Below are 24,175 nucleotides of genomic sequence, written 5' to 3' on the forward strand. Positions count from 1 at the left end.
GGCGCCCTTATTCGTCTCTTGTGCTGCAACGACTTCTTGTGCTGTAACGACAAAGGCGCCTAGCCCGAGACAAAACTCGGAACAGGCGCCTCTGGTGACGTTTTACGGGACCTCGGGGGTTTCGGGGTCGGAAGAGAAGCCGGAAAGTAGTTCGATCAACTTCTGGATCAGTTCGAGCGGGTTCAGATCTTCGAGGCTCACGGTAAAGACTCCTTCGCTGTGGAACTACTTGATTCGGACATTTCAGAACATACGTCATGTCCAACCGTCGCGGGAGAGCTATCGGCGAAAATCTCTGGATCCCAAAGATTTAGGACTAAAGTCGGATGCTTCGGTGCCTGGAGAACGCGATTGCTGCCGTATCCGGGCGTAGCTCTTCACGTTTCGCGGCGATGGGTGATCGTGCCATCAAAATGGCTGCGACACAGGCCCATACCAGAGCGATCAGGATGCCGGCTATCACTCCGAAAAGGCCGCTCAACTCGGCGGCGAGTGCACTGGCAACGATCGCAGCAACCCCGACAAATCCCAGACCGGCAACCACCGGACGCCACTGCGGGGCGGAGATCAGGATCGCCGAGCAGTACAGAGCGGTCGCCGCGGCCACGTGACCGCTGGGCAACAGGGCCTGGGGCACATCGGTGAGCCAGGAACCGAAAGCGGCGTTGGTGAGATTGGCGCCCATCCCGAGGAGCAGGATCGCGCCGATGCCATAGGGGAGTCCGCGGACCATCGAGACGACGGCCAAAGCGGTAGTGGCTGCGAGTACAGCGGTGACGTCGAATCGGCCTACCGTCCACTCGGCAAGTGCGCGTACCTGTTCCGGGACGCTCACGCCGGGCGAGGTGGGTTGCACAAAATACAAGATGCCCAACGCTACAGCGGCGATCGCAGCAAGGGCGAGGAAGCGGGGAGTCGCGGAGTGGGTGGGGTGCTGGGTGGAGGTCGAGACGGTCACGAGTACCAGCATCCCTGGTGAGTCTGTGCCGATCGTGAGGATCAGCTGTGAGGTCGGTGGGCGGTCGGAGAATCGCGCCGAACGACACCCGCACAACCCGCTGCGACCAGGACGCATGCAAATGGGATCAACATTGCTGTGGTGAGAGGCACAAGCTTGGTGACCCACCCGATGGTTGCCGGGCCGGCGAGGAATCCGATGTATCCCATCCCGACGACACGAGACATGTTGGTACCAGCCGAACCTGAGCCGAGATTTCCCGCGGTGGTGAAGATCTGCGGAATGCATCCAGAGAGGCCAGCGCCGAACAGTGCCCAGCCGAGCAATGTCAGCGGTAGCCAACCGGACACCACGACAGTCAGCATGCCGACGGACGACAGCAACGCGCCGTAGCGAACCACAGCCACCGGGCCGACCGCTGCGCTGATTCGATCCGCGGTGAACCGTCCGACGGTCATCATCGCTGAGAACGCACCGAACGACAGTGCAGCAACGGCATTCGAGACACCCAGATCTTCCTTGACCTGCAGCGCACTCCAGTCGTTTGCCACTCCCTCGGCCAGCATCAGAACAAAGGCGAGGGTTCCGAGCGCAAGCACGCGAGCCGAGAATCGGCCGTGTGTCTTTCCGGCAGTCAAGGCCGTTTCGGCGTGCACGTCGAGGTGGGGGAGCAGGGGCCGCGAGCACAGCCAGAGCGCCAGCAGACCGATTGCCGACGCGATGCTGAGCGTGACGTACGGCGGAAAATCCAGTGCGAGAGTGCCGAATCCGATGACGGACCCCAATACGCCGCCGACGGAGAACATGCCGTGAAAGGCCGCCATGATCGGGCGCCGGTACAGCTGTTCGGCTTCGACCGCCTGCGAGTTCATCGACACGTCCAATGCGCCGTTCGCGAAGCCGAACACCACAAGGGCAGCGCCCAGTTGCCAGGTGTTCGTGGCGAACCCCGGGCCGAGAGTGGCGAATGCCAGCCCGCTGCCCGCCAGGATGACCATGTGCCTGCTGCCGTATCGATCCGCGAGCGGGCCGCTCAATTGCATACCGGCGATGGCTCCGACTGCAAGAAGGAGAAGCAGTGAGCCGAGCGTCGAGTGACTGATTCCCACACGGTGTTCGATGGACGGGATGTGGACGACCCACATCGCGAGGAGAAAGCCGTTGATGCCGAAAATGCCGAAGATGCCGGCCCGGGCGCGTACCAGGGCGGAGGTGGGGACTGCGCGGTCGGTGGGGTTGACGCTCACTCGTACCTTTTTACAGGTGTGACAGCAACAGGTCCGGGTCCGTGAGCATCTCTGCGACAAATGAGAGGAATTTGGCGGCCTGCTCACCGCTCAGTACGCGGTGGTCGAACGTCAACGTCAGTGTCACGACGCTCCGCACTTCGATCTTGCGCCCGATCACCCACGGGCGCTCGCTCACCGAGCCCAGGCAGAGGATGACGGCTTCTCCCGGATTAAGGAGCGGCATGCCGCCGTCGACACCGAAGACTCCGACATTGGTGATCGTGACGGTGCCACCGGTCAGGTGATGGACATCGGTCACTCCCGCGCGGGCAGCGACAGTCAATTCGGTCACCGCGCGTGCGAGTTGGACCAGGCTCAGGGCCTCGGCGCTCTTGATGTTGGGCACGGACAGCCCGCGCTCGGAGGCGACGGCGATGCCGAGATTCACGTGATCGTCGATGACGGCGTCGCCGCGAGCCTCGTCCCAATGCGCGTTCACCATCGGATGCGACGCGATGGCCGCCACCAATGCCTTGGCCGCGAGAGTCAGCGGAGTGAGGGACAGTCCGGTGAACGCGTCCGAGGAACGGAGCCTGTCGAGCAGTCCCATCGAAGGCGTGACATCGGCGGTGAGGAAGACGCTGGCCTGCGGAGCGCGGGTGCTGGCAACCATCGCCGACGCCATCCGATTCCGCATGCCGGACGAGGCCAGGCGTGTCGCGTTATTCGAAGGCGCCTTCAAGCCAAGCGCGCCTGCGACGTCAGCCGCCGTGACGGCACCGTCGAATCCGCTGCCGGTGATTTCGCTCAGCTCGATGCCGGACTCGCGGGCCGCGCGCCGCGCCGAAGGGGTTGCGGGCCGTCGCTCGGGTGTCGGTAGGGGCTGGGGGTGCGGCGCGATCCTGCTCCGTCGCCGGCTCGGTTGCTCGGCGGTGGGTCCGTACCCGACCAGCACACTCGGAGACTGTGGATCACGCAGATCGGCAGACCCCTCGATACGGATGATCGGAGTGCCGACGGGAACGGTAGTGCCAGGTTCGACGAGGAGTTCTCCGACAACGCCGACATACGGTGACGGCAGTTCGACAAGAGCTTTGGCCGTCTCTACCTGGGCGAGAACTTGATTGAGTGCCACAGTGTCGCCGACCTTGACCGTCCACTCGATCAGATCGGCGGAAGTCAGGCCCTCGCCGAGATCCGGCAAACGGAATTCGTGCGCCGTACTCATGCCGCCAGCGTTCGGTCGAGCGCCGCGAGGATCCGGTCGGCGTCCGGAAGGTGAAACTGCTCGAGCTTGGCGGGCGGATAGGGGATGTCGAATCCGGTGACCCGCAGGATCGGCGACTCTAACTGGTAGAAGCAGTGTTCCGCGACGTGTGCTGCGATTTCGGCGCCGACGCCGAGAAACTTCGCCGCCTCGTGGACGACGACCAGCCGGCCAGTCTTGTTCACCGATGTCTCGATCGTGTCGAAGTCGACGGGGGAGAGCGAACGCAGATCTACCACTTCCAGATCATGGCCTTCTTCTTCGGCGATCCGCGCGGCGTCGAGTGCGGTGGCGACCATGGATCCGTACGCAACCAGTGTCGCATCGTTTCCTGAGCGGGCGACGCGGGCACGGTGAAGCGGAAGTTCGGGCGCGGCATCGATATCCACGTCGGCGGCGTCCCAGTAGCGCCGTTTGGGTTCGAGGAAGATCACCGGGTCGTCGGCGGCAATCGATTGTCGGATCATGTGAAATCCGTCGATCGGATTGCTCGGGTACACCACCCTCAGTCCCGCGGTGTGAGCGAAGTAGGCTTCCGGCGACTCCGAATGATGTTCCACCGCACCGATTCCGCCGCCACTGGGAATTCGAATCGTCAGCGGTGCTGTCATGGCGCCTCGGGTACGGTAGTGGATCTTTGCCACCTGCGAGACGATCTGATCGAAAGCCGGGTAGACGAAACCGTCGAACTGGATCTCGCAGACCGGCCGGTATCCGCGCAGAGCCAAGCCGAAAGCTGTTCCCACGATCCCAGATTCGGCGAGCGGCATGTCGATTACCCTGGTATCGCCGAAGTCCTTCTGCAGGGCGTCGGTAACCCGGAATACGCCGCCGAGACGGCCGACGTCCTCGCCCATGATCACCACGCGACGATCGTCTTCGAGTGCGCGTCGCAGGCCGGTGTTGAGCGCGGTCACCAGATTCATGACGGTCATGACAGTGCCCCTTCCATGCTGCCCAGATACGCTCGATGCTCTTCGCGTTCAGCGTCGATCAAGGGGTGTGCCTCGACGTAGACGTGATCGAAGAGCGCTGACGGGGGTGGATCGGTGAGTGCGATGGTTGCGCGTCGCAGTCCAGCGGCGAGGTCGTCGGCGGCCGCCGTGATGGTGGTGAGTTCTTTCTCATCGAGAAGGCCGTGATGGCCGAGGAGCAGACGCACTCGCTCCAGCGGATCGCGGTTTCTCCACTCCGACATATCCGTATCGGCGCGGTACCTGCTCGGATCGTCGGACGTCGTGTGCGGGCCCATTCTGCAGGTGATCGCCTCGATGAACGTCGGGCCGCTGCCCTCGCGTGCGCGATTGAGCGCCGAGCGCGTGACGGCGAGCACGGCAAGGACGTCGTTACCGTCGACGCGGATCGCCGGGATGCCGTAACCGATCGCCCGATGTGAGATGGGTGTGCGGGACTGCAGGGACACAGGTTCACTGATGGCCCACTGGTTGTTCTGGCAGAAGAAGACAACGCCGACACGGAAACTGGCGGCAAATCCCATCGCCTCGGCGATGTCGCCCTGGCTCGTGGCGCCGTCACCGAAGTAGGCGATCGTCGCGATCTCGGCGCCGTCCAGATGTGCGCCCAGTGCGTATCCCGTGGCGTGCAGACCTTGGGAGCCGACGACGATCGCCGGATTGGTGACGTTGAATTGTGCTGGATCCCAGCCGGAATGGGAGATTCCGCGCCACATGGTCGTCAGCAGTTCGACGGGAACTCCCCGGCAGTACGCGACGGCGTGTTCGCGATAGCTGGTGAAGGCGAAGTCGTCGAGGGCAAGCGCTCTCGCGGAACCGACCTGCGCGGCTTCCTGGCCGAGCATCGGAGCCCACAAACCTATTTCGCCTTGACGCTGAAGGGCAACAGCTTCGGTGTCGATTCGGCGACTCACGACGAGATCGCGATACAACGACAGCAGTTCGTCAGGTCCGATGTCTGTTATGAGACGGTCGAATTCGGGACGGCACACGCGTGCGCCGTTCGGTTGGATGAGTTGGACCGGATAATCGAGATTGTCGATCATCTTCGCTCACCTCGGTTTCTGCTCATGCCCGGCGCGCCTCGTGAGTACGCCGCACAATCCCGATGTGTTGTATGCAGTTGTCGCTCTACCATCAGGATCCCCCTGATTGGGAAATTCGCAAGTATTTCACTGCCGTATCAAGACCTGAACTGCGAACTGGCGAGTAACAAACGTGTCCGTACGCCCAACCGATCCGGCATCAACCGCTAGCATCGGTGCGGTGACTGCAGTCGGTTTGAACGAAGAAGCTGTTTCCGCGTGGATCGCCGAACTGGGGGTCGGCGCCACGACACCACTGACTTTCGAGAGGATCGGTAACGGGCAATCGAACCTGACCTACTCCGTGACGGATGCGGGCGGAGGACGGTGGGTACTGCGCAGACCTCCACTGGGCACGTTGTTGGCGTCGGCCCACGACGTCGTACGTGAGCACCGCATCCTGTCCTCACTCCAGGGCACCAAGGTTCCGGTTCCCAAAATCCTCGGTATCACCGAAGACCCGGAGATCACGGACGCTCCGCTGGTCCTGATGAGCTACATCGACGGCGTTGTGATCGACGGCGTCCCGGTGGCTCAGAAGTTGACCGAGGACGAGCGTCGTGCGGTCGGGCTGGCGATGCCGAAAACCCTCGCCAGCATCCATGGGGTCGACCTGGAAGAGACCGGCCTCGACGATCTGGCCAGCCGCAAGCCCTTTGCCGAGCGTCAGCTCAAACGGTGGTCGGCGCAGTGGGAGAAGTCGAAGACCCGCGATGTTCCGGACGTCGACCGGTTGGCCGAGATTCTGCACCGAAACATTCCGGAACAGAGCGAAGTGACCTTGGTTCACGGCGACTTCCACCTCAACAACGTCATCACCGATCCGGTCGAGGGGCGCATCGTTGCCGTCGTCGACTGGGAGCTGTGCACGTTGGGGGAGCCCCTCGCGGATCTCGGTGCGCTACTCGCGTACTGGCCGGAAGCCGGCGACAAAGTTGCCGGTCCGTTCATGGCGTCCACGCTGGAAGGCTTCCCGAACCGGGAGGAGCTGGTCGCTGCCTACGTCGAGGCGACGGGCCGCGACGTGTCCGCCGTCGGATACTGGCACGTACTCGCGCTGTGGAAGCTCTCGATCATCGCCGAGGGCGTGCTGCGCCGGATCCTCGACGATCCGCGCAACAAGGCCGAGCACGGCGGGCCGACGGTCGCGCTGATCGACGGAATCGTTGCACGCGCCGTCTTGACGGCAGATCAGCTCGGTCTGAGCTAGCTTCCGGTCAAGCTCCCGGCTGCCGATCTGATGGTGGCCGGGATCTCCACCGGCTTGCGGGTGTCAGCGTCGACGTAGACGTGTACGAAGCGTCCGCTGGCAGCGGGTTCCCAATTGCCGCCGTCGACCTCGTGGAATATCGCCAGGGAGTAGACGATGCTCTTGGTGCCCAGCTTTTCGACGGAGATGCCCACCTGCAACTGCTCGGGAAACGACAGTTCGCTCAGGTACCGGCACGACGTCTCGGCGACGACGCCGATGGCAGGCAGATTGCGGATGTCGGTTCCGGTGGAAGACATCAGCCAGGCGTTGACCGCCGTGTCGAAGTACGAGTAGTAGGTCACGTTGTTGACGTGGCCGTAGTGATCGTTGTCGTCCCACCGCGTCGGGACGGGCCAGAGAACGGGAAACTCGCTGATCGACGGGGGCGTCTGCGCTGTGCTCACGGCTTCGACTGTAGTGAGGACTTTCGCGAGAGTGAGGGCAGGGTGGTGCCCTGTAGGACGGCACGCACGATCAGCCCCACTAACAGCGCCCAGAATGCCGAACCGATTCCCAGGATACTGACCCCGGATGCGGCGATCAGAAACGTGACCACGGCGCCTTCACGTTCGCTCGCCTCGCCCAGCGCCGAAGTGAGGGCACCGGCAAGCGTTGCCAGGAGCGCCAGTCCGGCAACAGTTTCCACGACTCCGGCCGGTGCGGCGGCTACCAGAGCGGCCACCGCGGCCGCGCCGGCAGCGAGAACGAGATACGCCCAGCCTGCGGTGAAGGCAGCGATCCATCGGCGTTTGGGATCCGGATGCGCGGTAGGGGCGGCGGCCAGGGCTGCGCTGATCGCCGCGAGGTTGATCGCATGGCCACCGGCGGGAGCGCCGACGATGGTGCCGATACCCGTCACGATCATCGACGGTCGCCAGGGAACGGTGTATCCGAACGAATTCATCACCGCCACACCGGGAATGTTCTGCGAAGCCATCGTGACGATGTAGAGCGGAACGGCGATGCCGATCATCGCCTGCCAGGTCCACGACGGCGCGGTGAGATCGATGCGGGGGATCATGGCGCCGGCGTCGAGCATGCGATCCGACGTGACGAGGCTGATCCCGATCACGATCGCCGCGGTAAGAAACGCGAGCGGAACCGCCCATCGCTTGGAGAAGCGTTGCGCCGCAAGCCAGACCAGGATGACCGGTGCAACCGCTGCCGGTGCGTCCCGGACCGCGATGATCGGCGCCAGACACAGTGGCATCAGAACTCCGGCGAGCATCGCCTGTGCCAGGGGTGTCGGGATTGCCGAAATGACCCTTCCGAGCGTCGGCCACAGTCCGGTAAGAACGATCGCGATTCCGACGACGATGAATGCGCCGACCGCGGCCGGCCACCCACCCTCGACCGCTCCGGCGCCGGCCAGGAGAGCGGCACCGGGCGTCGACCACGCGAGGGTGATCGGCATCCGATACCGGCGTGAGAGCCAGAGCATTCCCAACGCTTGGGTCATGCACAGAACCAGCAGACCGGACGCCGCCTCGGCCGCGTCCGCACCGACGGCGGCGAGGCCGGTGAGCACCACCGCGAACGAACTTGTGAAGCCGACGAGGGCTGTGACGATGCCTGCGCTCATCGGTTGTGAGTTGCTGCGAACGGCTTCCGGTTCGGTGGTTTCTGTGGAGTCCGACATGGTCAGTGATTCTGCCCGACCACCTCGGGGCGCGAATTACCTGTCCGGCCGAATGGGTGAGGTGACCGCTTTGCCGTAGATGAGGTGCGTTTGGGCGTGCCAGACCTCGGGGTGTGCGGCGAGGTGGTCGATCAATACTCGTTGTAGATGAGCACTGTCGCGGACCGCGACGTGGAGGAAGAAGTCTTCCGGGCCCGAGACGTTGAAGAGGGCAAGGGTTTCCGGCAATGCGAGCGCGTCGGCCGTGAAGCGATCGACGAGGTCGCGTCGATGCGGTCGCAACTGCACGGCGATGATCGCCTGCATCGACCGACCCACCGCAGCCGGGTCGACAATCGCATGGATACCGCTGATCGTCCCGTTGGCACGGAGGCGTCGTACGCGCTCGTGGCACGAGGACGTCGCCAAGCCGACACGATCGGCTAAAACCTTGTTGGTGATCGACGCGTCGTTCTGCAATTCGGCCAAAATCTTCCAGTCCACCGGATCCAGAGGCTCATTCTTCGTCATCTGCCGAACTATATCCGGAGTCGTTTTGAACTTCCCGGATCCAGTTGCACACTCCTGGCATGAACATGTGTCTCGAATCAGCTCGGGTGTGAGGTATTTCGGATGAGTGTCGGTCAATGGCTTGCTTTCGGCTCCCTGCTATCCATCGTCCTGTTCACGCCGGGACCGGATTTTGTCCTGATCCTGCGTCATTCTCTGGCGGATCGACGGACCGGCGCAGTGGCAGCTGCCGGCGTGATCTCGGGGCTGTTCGTTCACACCGCTGCGGCGTCACTGGGTCTTTCGGCCCTCGTCGCGACCCGTCCGCAGTTGCTCTCCGCGCTGACGTACGCCGGGGCGGCATACCTCACCTGGCTCGGCATCTCCGCGATCCGAAGTGCATTCAAAGCCCGAGCCTCGGACGAGGGAATTCCGGCGGCAAAGGAACCGATCGCCGCCACCACGGCGTTTCGCTACGGATTCCTGTCGAACTTGCTGAACCCGAAGGCGTTGCTGTTCTTTCTCGGGCTACTCCCGCAGTTCATCGAGCCGGGTGAAGGCGCAGGGCTGCGCACGTTGATGTTGGCGGGCGCGACGGTGGTCGCCGCGGCGTTGTGGTGGGCGATCGTGGTGGTGCTGGCGGCCGGAGCCGGCAAGAAGCTGCGTCGTCCTGGCGTCGGCAAGAGGATCGATGTGGTGACGGGCGTGTTGTTGGTGGGCCTCGGTGCCTTCTTCGGGGTTGCATGAGAGTTCGTGTCAGGATGGGCTCATGACACTTCCCGTGCTGATCGACGTCGAAGAACTGTCCGCCCTCGTCGAGGCCGGCGCCTCGCCGCGTTTGCTCGATGTCCGATGGGCGCTGGGTGATTCGAACGGCGAGCAGCATTTCCGCGAGGGCCATATTCCTGGTGCCGTATTCGTGAACCTCGACGAGGAACTTGCCTCGCCGCCGTCGGCGGAAATGGGAAGGCATCCGCTGCCCAGTCTCGAAGACCTGCAGGACGCTGCGCGGCGTTGGGGAATCGACGACGGTGATTCGGTGGTGCTCTACGACGCCACCGGCAACACGGCCGCTGCCCGCGGTTGGTGGCTGCTGCGGTGGGCCGGGCTCTCGGACGTCCGACTCCTCGACGGCGGGCTACCGACCTGGGAGACCGCGGGACTGCCGTTGGCGGCCGGAATCGGTGAGTCGGTCACTCCAGGCAACGTGACTTTCACCGGCGGCAACATGCCGACTGTCGACATCGACGGCGTCGGCAATTGGATGGGTGAGGGCGGTGTCCTTCTCGACGCCCGAGCAGGGGAGCGTTACCGCGGTGAGGTCGAGCCGATGGATCCCGTCGCGGGGCACATCCCCGGTGCGGTGAGCGCGCCGACCGCAGAGAACATCACCGTCGACGGAAGGTTCCTGGATGCGGACGGCCTGCGTGAGCGGTTCGCCGGCCTGGGCGTCGGAGACAGAGTGGCGGTGTACTGCGGATCCGGAGTGACCGCAGCGCACGAGATTGCGGCGCTCGCGATCGCAGGTTACGACGCGACGCTGTTCCCGGGCTCGTGGTCACAGTGGTCGAACGACAGCACTCGCGGCGTCGAAACCGGAGCCTGAGTCAGCTTTTGGTGCGATCGATGAATGACGGCACGAGGAACCACAGTGCCGTGAACATGATCGCGGCGCACGCTGCCAAGACCTTGGCGGCAACTCCGCCGACGGCGACCTCGGCGATCAACAGGACCGTGCCGGTCATGGAGGCGGCGAGAAAAGCTATGCCGCACAGGACGAATCGGTTGGCGATGGGCAAGATGTTCTCACGGTGCCCACGACGGAACAGCACACGGTGCCAGACAGCGGGCGCCATCAGGAACCCGAACGAGATGGCAACAAGTATCACGGTCACCAAGTGGATGCCGCGGATGTACGTCGAAGCCTCCTCGTAGCGTTCGGTGAATGCCACGGCCAGCAGGAAGGCGAACAGGATCTGCACACCCGAGAGCGCAACGCGCAGTTCTTGCAACAGCTCGTTGAAGTTTCGCGCCAGTTGTCGAGGCGGAGTCTCCCCGGTCTCGTTCACGGTGGCGTGGTTCCTAGGCCCGTGAGTATTCCGACGCTCGCTGGATCTGCTCCGCGCTCGGACGCACACCGGTGTAGAGAACGAACTGCTCGGCCGCCTGAAGGGCGATGACCGATGCTCCGGTGATCGCCGTCTTGCCGAGTTCGGTGGCCAACGCGATCAATGGTGTGTTCGCGGGCATCGCGACGACGTCGAAGACGACCTCGGCTGCACGAACTGCGTCTTCGGGAAATGACAGTGCATCTGCTTCCGCGCCACCGGACATACCGATCGGGGTCGCGTTGATCAGCACACCGGGACGCAACTCGCCCAGATCGGCCTGCCAGTCGAAGCCGTACTGCTTCGCGAGCGCTGACCCTACTTCCTGGTTGCGTGCGATCACCGTGACGTCGGTGAAACCGGTGTCGCGCACCGCAGCGACGACGGCTTTTGCCATGCCGCCGCTTCCGGCGACAGCGACGGACAGGCTCGTGTCGACGTCGTTGTCACGCAGCAGATCGGCCACCGCCTGATAGTCGGTGTTGTAGGCGTGCAGCACTCCGGACTCGTTGACGATCGTATTGACGGAGTCGATAGCACTGGCCGAATCGTGCATGACGTCGATGTGCTCGATGACCTGTTCCTTGAACGGCATCGACACCCCGCATCCTCGAATCCCAAGTGCGCGTATGCCGCCGATCGCGGCGGGCACGTTTTCGGTGGTGAAGGCTTTGTAGACGAAGTTCAGGCCCAATTCCTCGTAGAGGTAATTGTGAAACCTGGTGCCGATATTGCTCGGTCGCCCGGAGAGCGACATGCACAGCAGCGTGTCCTTGTTGAGGTCGACGGTCATTGTTCCCACTCTAATCGCGACGACGGGGTAGTTCTCGAGGGAGGAGTGCACCCATCCGGATGTCCTGCAGCGCCGAATGCCGGGTATCCGATCGAAGCACCACTCGCACCGACAGAGCCGAGACGACATGGTCACACAGAACATCGACGAGCACCCGAGCACCGAATCTCGTCCACCGCGTCGTAGGTGGGCTGCTCACGCGATCTCCGGAGTGTTGGCCGCGGCCGTCGTCCTGGGCATCGGTGAACTGGTGGCGCTGCCGATCAACCCGGACGCGTCGCCCTTCTACGCAGTCGGTGCAACCACCGTCGACCGAACCCCGGCATGGGCTCGCGAGTTCGCGATCGACACCTTCGGTACCAACGACAAACCGGCGCTGTTCATCGGAATGTCGATATTGATCGTTCTGCTCGGCGCGGTGGCCGGACTGCTGGAACGGCGACGCCGTCCGATCGGCAGTCTCATCCTCGTTCTGCTGGGTGCGGTTGGCGTGTATGCGGCGATGCAACGCCCGACCGCCGATGCGATGTATGTATTCCCGACGCTGGTCGGTGTGGTGGCGGGCGTCGCAACACTGCGGTTGCTGATCACACAACTCGAGGTGCCGCTCTCGCCGGGCGTCGCCGACTCGTGGTTGCCTCGTCGTCAGTTCCTTCTGCTGGCAGGTGCGGCGTTGGCAGTGGCTGCGGCGGCGGGCGCGGCCGGAAAGTTCGTGGGACAGCGAATCGCCGGCGCGGTGGCGAATCGTGAAGACTTCGTCGTGCCCACCGCCGCTGACCCGGCGCCGCCGATTCCGGCGGGTGCGGATATCGGGATTTCGGGTGCATCGACGTACATCACGCCGAACGACGACTTCTATCGAATCGATACCGCGCTCCTTGTTCCGCAACTGACGACGGATTCGTGGGAACTCCGAATTCACGGAATGGTGGACCGAGAGATGACGTTGTCGTTCGACGATCTGGTGGCGCGAACGCCGATCGAGCGAGTGATCACGCTGACCTGCGTTTCCAACGAGGTGGGTGGCGTACTGGCCGGGAACGCAAAGTGGATCGGTTACCCCATGAAGGATCTGCTCGACGAAGTCGGTGTCCATCCCGACGCTGACATGCTCCTTTCGACCAGCGTCGACGGCTTCACGGTCGGGACTCCCGTCGAGATAGTCACCGACGGCCGTGACGCGATCCTCGCCGTGGCGATGAACGGTGAGCCGTTGCCGTTCGAGCACGGTTATCCCGTTCGGCAGGTGGTTCCGGGGCTGTACGGTTTCGTGTCCGCCACCAAGTGGGTGACGGAGTGGGAGTTGACGCGTTTCGACAAGGTCGAGGCCTATTGGACCCAGCGCGGTTGGGGTGCGCAGGCACCGATCAAGACGTCGTCGCGCATTGAGGTACCGGCAGCTTTGGCGCCGATCGAGCCGGGACAGGTGCTTGTCGCCGGAACTGCTTGGGCGCAGCATCGCGGGATCGAGAAGGTCGAGGTTCGCGTCGACAACGGTGACTGGCAACCGGCGACGCTAGCTCAGGAGTACTCGATCGACACGTGGCGTCAATGGTCCTGGATGTGGGATGCGGGCTCAGGCTTGCACACGGTGCAGGTCAGAGCGACGGACTTGGACGGGAATGTTCAGGTGGAAGAGCGCACTCCGCCGATTCCCGGTGGAGCCACGGGATGGCACACCAGGTCGTTCACCGTGAAGTGACGGGGAAATCCGAATGGGGTTCGGTATACAGGCGAACGACACGCTGAGCCATCCATCCGGCGATCAGGGTTCGCAGGCCGAAGTCGAAGGTGTCGTCGGTTCGGAGTGGGGTCGTAGCCTCGCGCGTGATCTCGCTCGGGTTGGAGGACTGGGTCCACGCGACATCCGGCGTCGACAGTTTCACGACTGATCCGAGAACCAGACTGTCGAGTGTGGAAATTGCGTGGCGAGTGTCGGTCGGATCGAAACCACCGTCCGAAAATGCTTGAACCAGTGCAGTATCGATTGCGAAGGTCACCTCGGTGCGGACGCTTCGTGTCATCAGCAGCGGGATGAGGCGCCAGTGCTCGACCGCAGCTCGGCGATAGGCCCACCCCCATGTGCTGATCCGCTCGCTCCACCCGGTGGGTGGTTGCGGGACCGAGATCGACGACATCACGCGGATGCGCATGAGTTCGACGATCTCGGATCGACCTGAAATGTGTGAATAGAGCGAAGACGGAGTCACGTTCAGTTGCTTGGCGATCCCGGGCATGGTGAAGTCGCCGGTCGCGTCGACAGCATTCAGAGCCGCGTCGGTGATGTTCCCCCTGGACAGTATCGGCTGGGTAGGACGCGGCATCGATTCTCCTGGTGAGGGATTCGTCGGCAATCTCGGACTTGATCGATTGATGACAACTCCTTGATTTCGGGAGCCGATATGCATCATACTAACCGAACCCTATTCGGTATGTCGGCGGATTCTTCCGGCGATCGGTACACGTCGGAGGAACATTCAATATGTCTGTCGTATGGCTGACCGGTGCAACGATCATCGACGGTACGGGCGCCGACCCCATCGAGAACTGCCCTGTTGCTGTGGAAAGCGGACGCATCAGTGCGATCGGTGGCACGCCGCCCGAGGGAGCGGAGGTGCTGGACTGCGCCGGGTTGACGATCACGCCCGGACTGATCGACGCACACGTTCATCTCGGTGGATCGAGTGATCTCGCACCGAGCCTGCGGCGTCAGATCTCGGTAGCCGAGCTTGCCGCAGACATGTTCGCGACCTGCGCGTCGACCCTCGACGGGGGATTTACCACCGTTCGTGACTGCGGCGGAATCGACGGTGGACTCGCCGGAGTTGTCGCCTCAGGCAAGATTCCGGGACCGCGGATCATTCAGTGCGGCCCGATCCAGTGCCAGACCGGCGGACACGGACACCTGGCAGCCGAGTGGGAGCCGACTTCGGACTGGTCCGATCATGACATCCCAGGATTGCGTTGTATGTCTCTGCTTTCCGACGGTCCGCACGAAATGCGTAAGAACGTTCGCGAGACGTTCCGCAGAGGTGCGGACTTCCTCAAACTGTGCGTCACCGGGGGAGTGGTATCGACTCATGACAAGCTCACCGACACGCAGTTCACGGTCGACGAGATCGAAGTTGCAGTCGAAGAAGCCAATGCGCGCGGTACGTATGTCACGGTGCATGCCCACAACAACGAGGGAATCCGGAACGCGGTCACTGCCGGCGCCAAATGCGTCGAGCATGGCTCCGATATCGACGACGAGACCGCCAAGTTGATGGCCGAGCACGACGTCGCATTGGTGCCGACGTTGGCTGTGGTTCAGGTGCTCTCGGACAGTGCGGCGTCAGCGGGTCTGCCCGAATCGATTTCGGCTCGCATCGGAAAGATGATGCAGGGGCAGATCGACGGGCTCCTCGCCGCGCGAAATGCCGGGGTCAGAGTGGGGCTGGGATCCGACCTCATCGGTACCGATCAGACGGGCCGTGGGATGGAGCTGGTCCTGCGCGCGAAGGTCGAAACACCCATGGATGCACTGGTTTCCGCTACTCGGATCAACGCCGACATTCTCGGAATCGCCGACGAGGTCGGCACCATCGAAGTCGGCAAGTTCGCCGACCTCGTTGCCTTCCGTGGCAATCCGTTGACGGATCCCTCCATCTTTGCCGATCGTGAGCGGATCGCACTCGTCATTCAGAGCGGCCGAGTGGTGAAGGACTGCCGCTAGATCAGCAGCGAGTGGCAAGATCCGTCAGGGCCGAATGATCAGCTCGGCTGACCGGTAGACCATAGGAAATCGCGACGGTCAAGTACTTGCCGGCGTAGAAGCATCGGTACGCAGGATTGGGCGGCAACCAGTCGCTGGGCGTGCTGTCGCCTTTTGACTGGTTGTCGGGGCCGTTGACGGCCAACAGGTTCAGCGACATGTCGTTCGCGAACCTCATCCGCAGCGCAGGCGTCCAGGAGTTCGCGCCGAAGTCCCAGGCCGCGGCGAGCGGGAAGACATGGTCGATTTGGACGGACTTGGCCTGGCTGCGTTCGAATTCGATGTGATCACCGGAGTACGGGTCGGTCATCACCCCGGACAGTACGACGCAGTCACGCGTACCCGGTTTGAACACCACGCCCGAGAGATCGTGGGCCAGGACGTTGTTGCGGGTATCGCACCCGTCGTGGCCACCTGGCGCGTCCTGGTCGTCGGACCAAGCGGGGCCGAAGACGCAGGCTTCGCCGTTACCGCAGCCGCGCTCGTATCCACCCGGATGTGGGCGGTTGTTCACGATTGCGGTTCGGGACAGCAACTCTTCGAGTTCCGATCGCGTCGGGCTGCCAGGGGCCGAATCGAGACGCTCGTCTCCGAACCATCCGCAGGACGCGACGAGACATACGAGCACGAGCGCCGACAGGATCGCAGATAGCCGTGCAATCACCTGTGCCCCCGCCCGTCGTAGACGGTGATTGAACCATCGCGGGCTGACAGAAATCAGCCGAACTCGATCACCACTTTGCCGGCGGCATGGCCGTCCTCGACTGCAGCGAGCGCGTCACCGGCGTTGGAGAAAGGGTAGCGACCGGACACGGACGGGTTCAGGGTCCCATCGGCCACGAGTGCCGCCACCTCTGTGAATACTGCTGTGGTCCTTCGACGTTCGACTCCGCCGCCGCCGAGTCGGCTTGCCGCCAGGGGATCGGCGATGCTCAGGATCGGCGCGCCCGATCGCGCGAGCGCGGCGCCGCGGGTGAGCGTGTCCCCGCCGACCAGGTCGAAAACCGCGTCCACTCCGACTGGGGACAACGCGGACACTTCGTCTGCGAATCCGTCTCCCGACGCAACCCAGCGTGCTCCCGCTTCCTCGATCGCGGTTCTCTTGCCCTCACTCGCGACACCGATCACGTTGATGCTCCGCGAGAGCGCAAGCGCGATCGCGCTGCGACCCACGCCGCCGCCGGCACCGAGGAGCAGAAGTGTTGCTCCGGGCTTCAGCCCGAGACCGTGGAGAGCGTCGTAGGCCGTTCCCGCCGCAACCGTCAGCACCGCGGCATCCGCCCACGGCACGGTAGGCGGCTTGTGTGCTGTTGACGAGACGTTGAGCAATGTCGACTCGGCGTAGCCGCCGAAGCCGGTGGCGGTCGCGCCGAACACTTCGTCGCCGACCTCGAACTCGGTGACCCGCGGACCCACTCCGATGACAACACCGGACACTTCGCGTCCCAGAACCGCAGGCAGTGTCACGGGCACGGTGTCTTTTCGCGTACCAGCGCGAACCTTCCAGTCGGCTGGATTGACGCCCGCGGCTCGGACCGACACCAGCAGTTGTCCCGCACCGGGCGGTGGCAGGGTGACGTCGAAGTAGGACTGTGTGTCGGGGCCGCCGTACTCGATAAAGCCGTATGCCGTCGTCATGCCTGCCAGCCTATTGCCCCGCTAGGCCGGCAGGGTGGTGAGGAGCAGTGGTGTCGGTGGCACCTGATTGGATGGTCGGATGCTGCATGGACTCTGGTCACCGGGATCGGGGCTCAAACTGTGGGTCGACGGGCACGATGGTGCCGGGACCGACGATCCTCGTGATCCGGTCAGCGCTGTCCTGCATCGCAAGTTCCGTCATCGTGTGAATGTCGCTATGCCGCCCGTGCCTGGCGGGCCATTGCAGAGTGAGTACGCGGCCGTTGCGTTGGCACCGCCGGACGCAGTCGATCTCCTGCTGCGGTTCAAGGCCGACGACCAGCGAATCGCCGGCGACCTCCACTTTCTCGTGCACGTGGCGCGAGGGATCGACCGTTGGGTACGTGCTGGGCGAGTGGTACCGGCTCTGACGCGGGCCGAAGGCAGTTGGTGGCCGCGCTGGCAGTTGTCGGTAGGGGAACGCCAGCGCGCCTGGATCGGTGAACTGGTAGTTGCCATGCCGCCGGTACAGCGGGCCCTCGGCTCGCCGAGGGCGACGATCGAAGACATCACGAACGAATTCACGGACCCGATCGTCCGCCGTGTTCTCGGTGGCTCGGTGCCGGTGATGCAGACCCCGCTGTGGCAGGCAGTGCTGTCCGGAGACGCTTTCGACGAAGCGTCGGTACGAGCGGCTGAGGGACTCTCCGAATGGGGGTCGACGTTCACCGCCGGAGAGCCGGACCTGGTTCTGCGACTGATCGAACCGGAACTTGACGACAATTCCGATCCGGACGACGAAGCGCTGTGGCGTCTTCAGGTGTGTCTACGTCCCGAAGGCGAAGCGCCCGAGCGTGTTCGACTGCACCGTGCCGATCCCAAACGCATCCAACTCGGCAGCCGCAAGCTCGAAGAGGCGATCAAAGCCTACCCGCGTTTTCGCGACGTGCCGCGGGACGAAGACAGTCTCGACCTGTTGCTGCCCACTCCTGTCGTGATGGACCTGGTCGGACACGGCGCGATCGTATTGCGGGAGCGAGGGATCACGCTACTGCTCCCGCGCGCCTGGAACGTGGTATCTCCCTCACTGCGTGTGCGGGTGACCACGGCGGCATCTCCGATCGTGGCGGAGAATCGCACGGTCGGTATGGATCAATTGTTGGAATACGATTGGGAATTGGCGCTCGGAGACAAGGTGCTCACCGCCGAGGAAATGAACCGACTCGTCGACGCGAAGTCCGATCTGGTCCAGTTGCGCGGTGAGTGGGTTCAAGCAGACAAAGACGTGCTTGCCCGTGCGGCTCGTTTTGTCAATCAGCGGCATTCGAGCGGGGACCGAGCGATTGTCGATCTGATCAAGGATTTGATCGCCGACGACCTCAAAGATCTGCCGGTCGAGGAAGTGAAGGCAACCGGATGGGCTTCCGCATTGCTCGACCAGTCGGTGGCTCCGCAGCAGGTCGCGGTGCCGTCGACGGTCAATGCGACTTTGCGTCCGTATCAACGACGCGGTCTCGACTGGTTGGCATACATGAGTGCGCTGGGGCTCGGTGCGGTATTGGCCGACGACATGGGTTTGGGTAAGACGCTGCAACTGCTGGCGTTACTTGCGCACGAGACGTCCAAGACAGCAACGCTTTTGGTGTGCCCGATGTCGGTGGTCGGAAATTGGCAGCGTGAAGCGGCGCGATTTGTGCCGAGTCTGCGTGTCTACGTTCATCACGGTTCGGACCGCGCTACGGGGCCAGAGTTGGAACAGGCAGTTCGTGAGAGTGATCTGGTGATCACCACCTACGCCCTCATGACTCGCGACGTCGCGGCGCTCAAGGATCTCGACTGGCGCCGCGTGGTGCTCGACGAAGCTCAACACATCAAGAACGCCAAGACATCTCAGGCGCGCGCTGCTCGGAGCATTCCCGCGGACCATCGAGTTGCTCTGACCGGAACGCCGGTGGAGAACCGACTGGACGAATTGCGGTCCATCCTCGATTTTGCCAATCGCGGGGTGCTCGGCTCGGAGCAGATGTTCCGCAAACGGTTTGTCGTACCGATCGAGCGGGAAAAAGATCAACTTGCCGTCTCCAGACTGCGAGCCGTCACGTCACCATTTGTGCTGCGGCGGGTGAAGACTGATCCCTCCGTGATCGCGGATCTACCCGAGAAACTGGAGATGACCGTTCGAGCGAATCTCAGTGAGGAACAGGCCGCGTTGTACCGCGCGGTGGTGGACGAGATGATGGCGCAGATCAAGGGGACGGAAGGCATGAAGCGTAAGGGTGCCGTCCTGTCTGCGCTGACCAAACTCAAACAGGTGTGCAATCATCCGGCGCACTTCCTGCGCGACGGATCGCCGATGATGCGCCGCGGGCAACACCGTTCGGGAAAACTCGGTCTGGTCGAGGACATCGTCGAGTCGGTCACCGCCGACGACGAGAAGGTTCTGCTCTTCACACAGTTTCGTGAGTTCGGGGAATTAGTGGTGCCGTACCTGGCCGACCGGTTCACCACCGATGTTCCGTTCCTGCATGGCGGAGTGTCGAAAGCCGGAAGGGACGCCATGGTCGAGGCATTCCAAGGTGAAGGCGGACCGCCCATCATGGTGCTCTCGCTCAAGGCCGGCGGCACCGGTCTGAATCTCACGGCGGCCAACCACGTGGTTCACCTGGACAGATGGTGGAACCCCGCGGTGGAGAACCAGGCGACGGACCGCGTCTTCCGCATCGGCCAGAGAAAGAATGTGCAGGTGCGCAAAATGGTGTGCGTCGGAACTTTGGAAGAGCGGATCGACACGATGATCGCGAGCAAGAGCGAACTCGCTGAACTTGCCGTCGGAACGGGTGAGAACTGGGTGACGGAGATGAGCGTCGAGCAACTGGATGAGTTGTTGCGACTCGGCGACGACGCGGTAGGCGAATGAGTCCGCGCGGTAAGGGCCCCGATTTCAGCGAGTACACCGGGCCGCGGAGACGAGCCCCTGCGCCGGTCAAGCCCCGTCCCGCGTTCGGGAGGACGTTCTGGGGCAAGGCTTTTGTCCGCGTCGTCGAAGAAATCGGCGACAAACCTCGTGTCACACGTGGGCGTACGTATGCGCGTTCGGGCCAGGTCTTGGCGCTCGACATCGAACCGGGAGTGGTGACCGCCGAGGTTCAGGGCAGTCAATTGCAGCCTTTTGTTTCCACGCTGTCGATCGACACCCTTGATCAATCGGATATCGACGACATCATCACCAAGATCCGCCGCGTGCCGGGAAGCCTTGCCTCGCTGGTGTCCGGCACGGTCCCGGACATGCTTGCTGCTCAGCTGATACCGGACGGGCCGTCGGCTTTCCGCTTCGACTGCACCTGCCCCGATGTCGGTTGGCCGTGCAAACACGCTGCGGCCGTGGCGTTCTTGACTGCCGAGCGAATCGACACCGATCCGCTGAGGTTGCTGAGACTTCGCGGGGTCGATCTGGAGCAGTTGATCGGGGGCGTGGAAGACGAGTCGACTGTTCCGGTGGACGTCGAGAATTGGTTCGGAATCGCCGCTGCCCTGCCGGCGCTACCGAAGGTGCCTTTTCGTGCGGCGATCGACGATCTGGATATCAGGCGCTTGCGCGAGGCGGTTGCGGCACTGGGATTGGACATGGCTCAGCAGAATGTCGCCTTGGACGAGATACGGTCCATCTACCGACGGTTGGACGATTGAAATCGGACCACTCCGGACTGGTGCTAGTTTCCTGTCGTGAATTCCAGTATCGTTTATTGGACCGGTCCGGTCGGGACCTGCCTGCGATTTCATATCGTTGTCGTCGGCGAATAGACGGCTATTCATTTCTCGGAGGGACAGTCGCTGTGATGCCCGTTCATTTGCGCGACAGCGCAATACCCAAACACGAACAGTTGCGCACCATTCTCCTGCGCAAGTGCACCCAAGAACTCCAGCCTGGTGACTTGATGACCAGCGAGCGAAACCTGATGCAGGACTACGGCGTCAGTCGGATCACCGTTCGCGAGGCCATCGGGCAACTGGTCAATGACGGACACCTCGTTCGCGTGCGTGGCAAGGGAACCTTCGTTGCGCACCGTGCCGTCCAGTCAAAGCTGCACCTTGCATCCTTCACCGAGGAAATGCGCGCCCAGGGGCACCATCCCACGACAGTGGTCCTGGTCAGCGAACAGGGGCCTGTCCCCGAAAGTACTGCTGCCGCACTGAATATGAGACCGGGTTCCGACGGTTATCACGTCAAGCGCTTGCGCCTCGCCGACGGCGAGCCAGTGAGTGTCGACGACGGCTGGTTCAATCCGGAACTGTTGCCGGGTCTGCTCGACATGGACTTGACGGGTTCGATCTACCGGGCGACCGCTGACAAGTACGGCAAGCCGATCGATCGGGCAGAACAGACGGTCAGTGCAGACGGCGCCAGTACGGAGATCGCGACTCTCCTCGGTACTCGTAAAGGCGCTCCGGTCCTGTACTTCGATCGAGTGTCGTTCAGCGAGATCGCACCGGTCGAGCACACTCGTAGTTGGTACCGATCCGACCGCTACCAGTTGCAGATGGAAGTCCAGGGTCAAGCGCGGCCCAAAACTCGCGGCGACCAGTAATTGTTCGGTAGTCATCGATCGAAACGAAAGGGCGGGCACACCTTTCGGTGCGCCCGTCCTTTGCGTTACGCCGACCAGTCGAACAGCGTGTCGCCTGTGGTGACGTCGCTACCGATCGAAGGGGATTCGACGGTGTCCGGCTTGGAATCCATCACCACTACCGGGCAGATCGCCGAGTAGCCGGTGGTGTCGATGTCCGCTGGATCGAAGCTGACGACGGGATCACCCGCATTGACGGTGTCACCCTCGGCGGCGATGAGAGTGAATCCGTCGCCTTCGAGTTTGACCGTGTCGATGCCGATATGGACCAGCACGCCGGTGGCCTTCTCGCCGAAGATCACAAATGCGTGGGGGTGAAGTTTGAGGATCTTCCCGCTGATCGGCGCGACAACGGTGAGCGGCCCCTGATCGCGGGCAGGTTCGATGGCGACGCCCGAGCCGACCATCTGCTGAGCGAACACCGGGTCCGGGACGTCTGCCAGTGCGACGACCCGGCCGGGCAGCGGGGCGAGGACGACCGTCACAGGATGTCCTCGATGTCCTCTGCAAGGGTGTCTGCCTCGGGTCCCACGATGACCTGGACGACCGTTCCGGCCTTGAGTACGCCGTGTGCGCCGGCAGCCTTGAGCGCGGCTTCGTTCACCTTCGCGCCGTCCTTGACCTCGGTGCGTAGGCGGGTGATGCACGCTTCGATCTCGACGATGTTCTCCGCGCCGCCGAGGCCCTTGATGATTGCTTCCGCTTTCGACATTTGCTGCTCCTGATTGTCGGGTTGGTCGTGATCGTTGAACGGTCGTACAGGTGGGCTGACTAGTTGCTGGTCAAGGCTATCCCGGTTACGTGTGTCACATCTTGGTGTTGACAACTCGCCTCGACCAGGTAAAACTACAACTGGTTATGACCGGACAGTACCCGTTGGAAGTCCGGCTCCACAACAGTTTCGACAAAACGGTTTCGGCCTCACCTCCGAGCGTGAACCGCGACCTGCATTTTCACGAAACCTGCACGTGCACGACACCCGAATTTCCAGAACCAGTGGCCGATCGCGACGCGGCCCGGCGAACGAAGAAGGTCCTTTGATGACGCTCGAAGACACCCCGAAGAAGGAATCGAAAGTGTTCGCCGGGGTTCAACGCCTCGGCCGAAGCTTGATGCTTCCGATCGCAGTTCTGCCGGCTGCGGGAATTTTGCTCCGCCTCGGCCAGGACGACCTGCTCGGGCGGTTCAGTTCGATGCACAGTGCGGCGGCAGTGATCTCCGCTGCGGGACAAGCGGTCTTCACGTGGCTGCCGCTGATCTTCGCCGTCGGTATCGCGATCGGCTGGGCCAAGAAGGCCGACGGCTCGACCGCCTTGGCGGCCGTCGTCGGCTACATGGTGATCGACGGAGTGTTCAAGGCGATGTCGCCGATCGTCCTCGAAGGGAAAACCGACCCGAACGGGGATCAATCCCTGATCAACTACGGTGTGCTTGCCGGTATCGTGATGGGCTTGCTGTCGGCGATCTTGTGGCAGCGGTTCTATCGAACGAAGCTTCCCGATTATCTCGGATTCTTCAACGGGCGCAGGCTCGTTCCCATTCTGACGGCAATCACCGGTTTGGTCGTCGGTGTCCTGATGGCATTCGTGTACCCGCTGTTCAACTCCGGCCTGAACTGGGTCGGTGAAGCAGTTGCTTCCAATACCGTTGTGGGTGGCGGCATTTACGGCGCAGCGAACCGACTGCTGATCCCCACCGGCTTGCACCACATTTTGAACTCCGCCGTGTGGTTCTTGATCGGCGACTACCAGGACGCGAGCGGGCAGATCGTTCGCGGCGACCTCAACCGGTTCTTCGCCGGTGACCCCTCCGCCGGTACGTTCATGACCGGCTTCTTCCCGATCATGATGTTCGCTCTCCCTGCTGCAGCCTTCGCAATCTGGCGCAACGCCAAGCCTTCTCAGAAGAAGCTCGTCGGCGGCATCATGCTCTCCACCGGGCTTACCGCCTTCCTCACCGGAATCACCGAACCTCTCGAATTCTCCTTCATGTTTGTCGCGTGGCCGCTCTACGTCATCCACTCACTGTTGACCGGAACGTCGATGGCGCTGGTCAATGCGCTCGGTATCCACGACGGATTCACGTTCTCCGCAGGCTTCTTCGACTACGTGTTGAACTTCGGCAAGGCGACCAACGCTTGGATGCTGATCCCGATCGGACTCGGGTACGCGCTGATCTACTACTTCCTCTTCAGTTTCGTGATCAAGAAGTGGAATCTGCGCACGCCGGGACGAGAAGAAGACGTCGAGGTGGCGGCAGCCGAACCGGATTCCGCGCTCCTCGAGGCCGAATTGGCACTCGCAGCCGAGGGTGATACCCGCACCGACGCCCCACTGGTCGCAGAACTTGAACACAAGCTCGACAAGGAACTGGAAGGACGCTGAA

24 protein-coding genes are annotated in these 24,175 nt (G+C 62.8%); 9 read left to right on the top strand and 15 right to left on the bottom strand.

Annotation, left to right across the window (positions count from 1 at the left end; genetic code table 11):
* Window positions 1-316: 316 nt before the first annotated feature.
* Genes QM716_RS27190 through pdhA form a run of 5 tightly spaced genes read right to left on the bottom strand, consistent with a single transcriptional unit; the run spans window position 317 to window position 5,474 of the window.
* The gene (locus QM716_RS27190) at window positions 317-970 is read right to left on the bottom strand and encodes a hypothetical protein (RefSeq protein WP_349307369.1); all 654 of its coding nucleotides are present in this window, start codon (window positions 968-970) and stop codon (window positions 317-319) included.
* 29 nt (window positions 971-999) lie between these two features.
* On the bottom strand, window positions 1,000-2,205 hold the full coding sequence (locus tag QM716_RS27195; protein ID WP_283307373.1) for an MFS transporter: 1,206 nt from the start codon (window positions 2,203-2,205) through the stop codon (window positions 1,000-1,002).
* 10 nt (window positions 2,206-2,215) lie between these two features.
* Entirely contained in the window at window positions 2,216-3,415 is a 1,200-nt protein-coding gene (locus QM716_RS27200; protein ID WP_283307374.1) for a dihydrolipoamide acetyltransferase family protein, read from the bottom strand.
* The gene (locus QM716_RS27205) at window positions 3,412-4,389 is read right to left on the bottom strand and encodes an alpha-ketoacid dehydrogenase subunit beta (RefSeq protein ID WP_283307375.1); all 978 of its coding nucleotides are present in this window, start codon (window positions 4,387-4,389) and stop codon (window positions 3,412-3,414) included. The genes QM716_RS27200 and QM716_RS27205 overlap by 4 nt, the downstream gene beginning before the upstream one ends.
* The gene (gene pdhA / locus QM716_RS27210; RefSeq protein WP_283307376.1) at window positions 4,386-5,474 is read right to left on the bottom strand and encodes a pyruvate dehydrogenase (acetyl-transferring) E1 component subunit alpha; all 1,089 of its coding nucleotides are present in this window, start codon (window positions 5,472-5,474) and stop codon (window positions 4,386-4,388) included. The genes QM716_RS27205 and pdhA overlap by 4 nt, the downstream gene beginning before the upstream one ends.
* 220 nt (window positions 5,475-5,694) lie before the next feature.
* Between pdhA and QM716_RS27215 the strand changes: the two genes are divergently transcribed.
* On the top strand, window positions 5,695-6,723 hold the full coding sequence (locus QM716_RS27215) for a phosphotransferase family protein (RefSeq protein ID WP_283307377.1): 1,029 nt from the start codon (window positions 5,695-5,697) through the stop codon (window positions 6,721-6,723).
* Here the strand turns inward: QM716_RS27215 and QM716_RS27220 are convergent.
* The 3 genes from QM716_RS27220 to QM716_RS27230 are packed head-to-tail and all read right to left on the bottom strand — an operon-like array spanning window position 6,720 to window position 8,914.
* Window positions 6,720-7,169 carry an acyl-CoA thioesterase gene (locus QM716_RS27220; protein WP_283307378.1) on the bottom strand — a complete coding sequence of 150 codons (450 nt, stop codon included), beginning with the start codon at window positions 7,167-7,169 and terminating at the stop codon, window positions 6,720-6,722. The two genes, QM716_RS27215 and QM716_RS27220, sit on opposite strands and share 4 nt — an antisense overlap.
* On the bottom strand, window positions 7,166-8,404 hold the full coding sequence (locus QM716_RS27225) for a benzoate/H(+) symporter BenE family transporter (RefSeq protein ID WP_283307379.1): 1,239 nt from the start codon (window positions 8,402-8,404) through the stop codon (window positions 7,166-7,168). Before QM716_RS27225 ends, QM716_RS27220 begins: the two co-directional genes overlap by 4 nt.
* 36 nt (window positions 8,405-8,440) lie before the next feature.
* On the bottom strand, window positions 8,441-8,914 hold the full coding sequence (locus tag QM716_RS27230) for an Lrp/AsnC family transcriptional regulator (RefSeq protein WP_283307380.1): 474 nt from the start codon (window positions 8,912-8,914) through the stop codon (window positions 8,441-8,443).
* A gap of 102 nt (window positions 8,915-9,016) precedes the next feature.
* Here QM716_RS27230 and QM716_RS27235 point away from each other — a divergent pair, with 102 nt between their 5' ends.
* Both QM716_RS27235 and QM716_RS27240 read left to right on the top strand, forming a co-directional pair.
* Window positions 9,017-9,640 (top strand): LysE family translocator, encoded by a 624-nt coding sequence (locus QM716_RS27235; protein ID WP_283307381.1) that lies wholly within the window; start codon window positions 9,017-9,019, stop codon window positions 9,638-9,640.
* 22 nt (window positions 9,641-9,662) lie between these two features.
* A complete protein-coding gene (locus tag QM716_RS27240) occupies window positions 9,663-10,499 on the top strand; it encodes a sulfurtransferase (protein WP_283307382.1) in 837 nt (278 codons plus the stop codon).
* 1 nt (window position 10,500) lies between these two features.
* Here QM716_RS27240 and QM716_RS27245 read toward each other — a convergent pair whose 3' ends face one another.
* Window positions 10,501-10,962 carry a DUF6328 family protein gene (locus QM716_RS27245; protein ID WP_283307383.1) on the bottom strand — a complete coding sequence of 154 codons (462 nt, stop codon included), beginning with the start codon at window positions 10,960-10,962 and terminating at the stop codon, window positions 10,501-10,503.
* Between the two features lie 13 nt (window positions 10,963-10,975).
* On the bottom strand, window positions 10,976-11,794 hold the full coding sequence (locus QM716_RS27250) for a shikimate 5-dehydrogenase (protein ID WP_283307384.1): 819 nt from the start codon (window positions 11,792-11,794) through the stop codon (window positions 10,976-10,978).
* 127 nt (window positions 11,795-11,921) lie between these two features.
* On the opposite strand from QM716_RS27250, the gene QM716_RS27255 reads away from it, so the two are divergent.
* Window positions 11,922-13,496, top strand: coding sequence for a molybdopterin-dependent oxidoreductase (locus QM716_RS27255; RefSeq protein WP_283307385.1), 1,575 nt, complete (start codon window positions 11,922-11,924; stop codon window positions 13,494-13,496).
* Here QM716_RS27255 and QM716_RS27260 read toward each other — a convergent pair.
* Window positions 13,483-14,118 (bottom strand): TetR/AcrR family transcriptional regulator C-terminal domain-containing protein, encoded by a 636-nt coding sequence (locus QM716_RS27260; protein ID WP_283307386.1) that lies wholly within the window; start codon window positions 14,116-14,118, stop codon window positions 13,483-13,485. The genes QM716_RS27255 and QM716_RS27260 overlap by 14 nt on opposite strands.
* Before the next feature lie 158 nt (window positions 14,119-14,276).
* Between QM716_RS27260 and QM716_RS27265 the strand changes: the two genes are divergently transcribed.
* Entirely contained in the window at window positions 14,277-15,509 is a 1,233-nt protein-coding gene (locus QM716_RS27265) for a metal-dependent hydrolase family protein (RefSeq protein WP_283307387.1), read from the top strand.
* Between the two features lies 1 nt (window position 15,510).
* Here QM716_RS27265 and QM716_RS27270 read toward each other — a convergent pair whose 3' ends face one another.
* Together QM716_RS27270 and QM716_RS27275 are read right to left on the bottom strand one after the other, a co-directional pair.
* A complete protein-coding gene (locus QM716_RS27270; protein WP_283307388.1) occupies window positions 15,511-16,212 on the bottom strand; it encodes an HNH endonuclease family protein in 702 nt (233 codons plus the stop codon).
* A gap of 53 nt (window positions 16,213-16,265) precedes the next feature.
* Complete coding sequence (locus QM716_RS27275; RefSeq protein ID WP_283307389.1) at window positions 16,266-17,186, bottom strand: NADP-dependent oxidoreductase; 921 nt, start codon at window positions 17,184-17,186, stop codon at window positions 16,266-16,268.
* 79 nt (window positions 17,187-17,265) lie between these two features.
* Here QM716_RS27275 and QM716_RS27280 point away from each other — a divergent pair, with 79 nt between their 5' ends.
* The 3 genes from QM716_RS27280 (at window position 17,266) to QM716_RS27290 (ending at window position 21,751) form a co-directional block, all read left to right on the top strand.
* Complete coding sequence (locus tag QM716_RS27280) at window positions 17,266-20,082, top strand: DEAD/DEAH box helicase (RefSeq protein WP_283307390.1); 2,817 nt, start codon at window positions 17,266-17,268, stop codon at window positions 20,080-20,082.
* Window positions 20,079-20,852 carry an SWIM zinc finger family protein gene (locus QM716_RS27285; protein WP_283307391.1) on the top strand — a complete coding sequence of 258 codons (774 nt, stop codon included), beginning with the start codon at window positions 20,079-20,081 and terminating at the stop codon, window positions 20,850-20,852. Before QM716_RS27280 ends, QM716_RS27285 begins: the two co-directional genes overlap by 4 nt.
* Before the next feature lie 149 nt (window positions 20,853-21,001).
* Window positions 21,002-21,751, top strand: a complete 750-nt coding sequence (locus QM716_RS27290; RefSeq protein WP_283307392.1) for a GntR family transcriptional regulator — start codon at window positions 21,002-21,004, stop codon at window positions 21,749-21,751.
* 65 nt (window positions 21,752-21,816) lie between these two features.
* Here the strand turns inward: QM716_RS27290 and QM716_RS27295 are convergent, their stop codons facing one another.
* Both QM716_RS27295 and QM716_RS27300 read right to left on the bottom strand, forming a co-directional pair.
* On the bottom strand, window positions 21,817-22,275 hold the full coding sequence (locus QM716_RS27295; RefSeq protein WP_283307393.1) for a PTS sugar transporter subunit IIA: 459 nt from the start codon (window positions 22,273-22,275) through the stop codon (window positions 21,817-21,819).
* Window positions 22,272-22,502 (bottom strand): PTS sugar transporter subunit IIB, encoded by a 231-nt coding sequence (locus tag QM716_RS27300; RefSeq protein ID WP_283307394.1) that lies wholly within the window; start codon window positions 22,500-22,502, stop codon window positions 22,272-22,274. The genes QM716_RS27295 and QM716_RS27300 overlap by 4 nt, the downstream gene beginning before the upstream one ends.
* Window positions 22,503-22,830: 328 nt before the next feature.
* On the opposite strand from QM716_RS27300, the gene QM716_RS27305 reads away from it, so the two are divergent.
* Window positions 22,831-24,174: a PTS transporter subunit EIIC gene (locus tag QM716_RS27305; protein WP_283307395.1), complete on the top strand. Its 1,344-nt coding sequence runs from the start codon at window positions 22,831-22,833 to the stop codon at window positions 24,172-24,174.
* Window position 24,175: the final 1 nt, after the last annotated feature.

Source organism: Rhodococcus sp. IEGM 1409 (assembly GCF_030056735.1).
In the GTDB taxonomy this organism is placed as follows: domain Bacteria; phylum Actinomycetota; class Actinomycetes; order Mycobacteriales; family Mycobacteriaceae; genus Rhodococcus_F.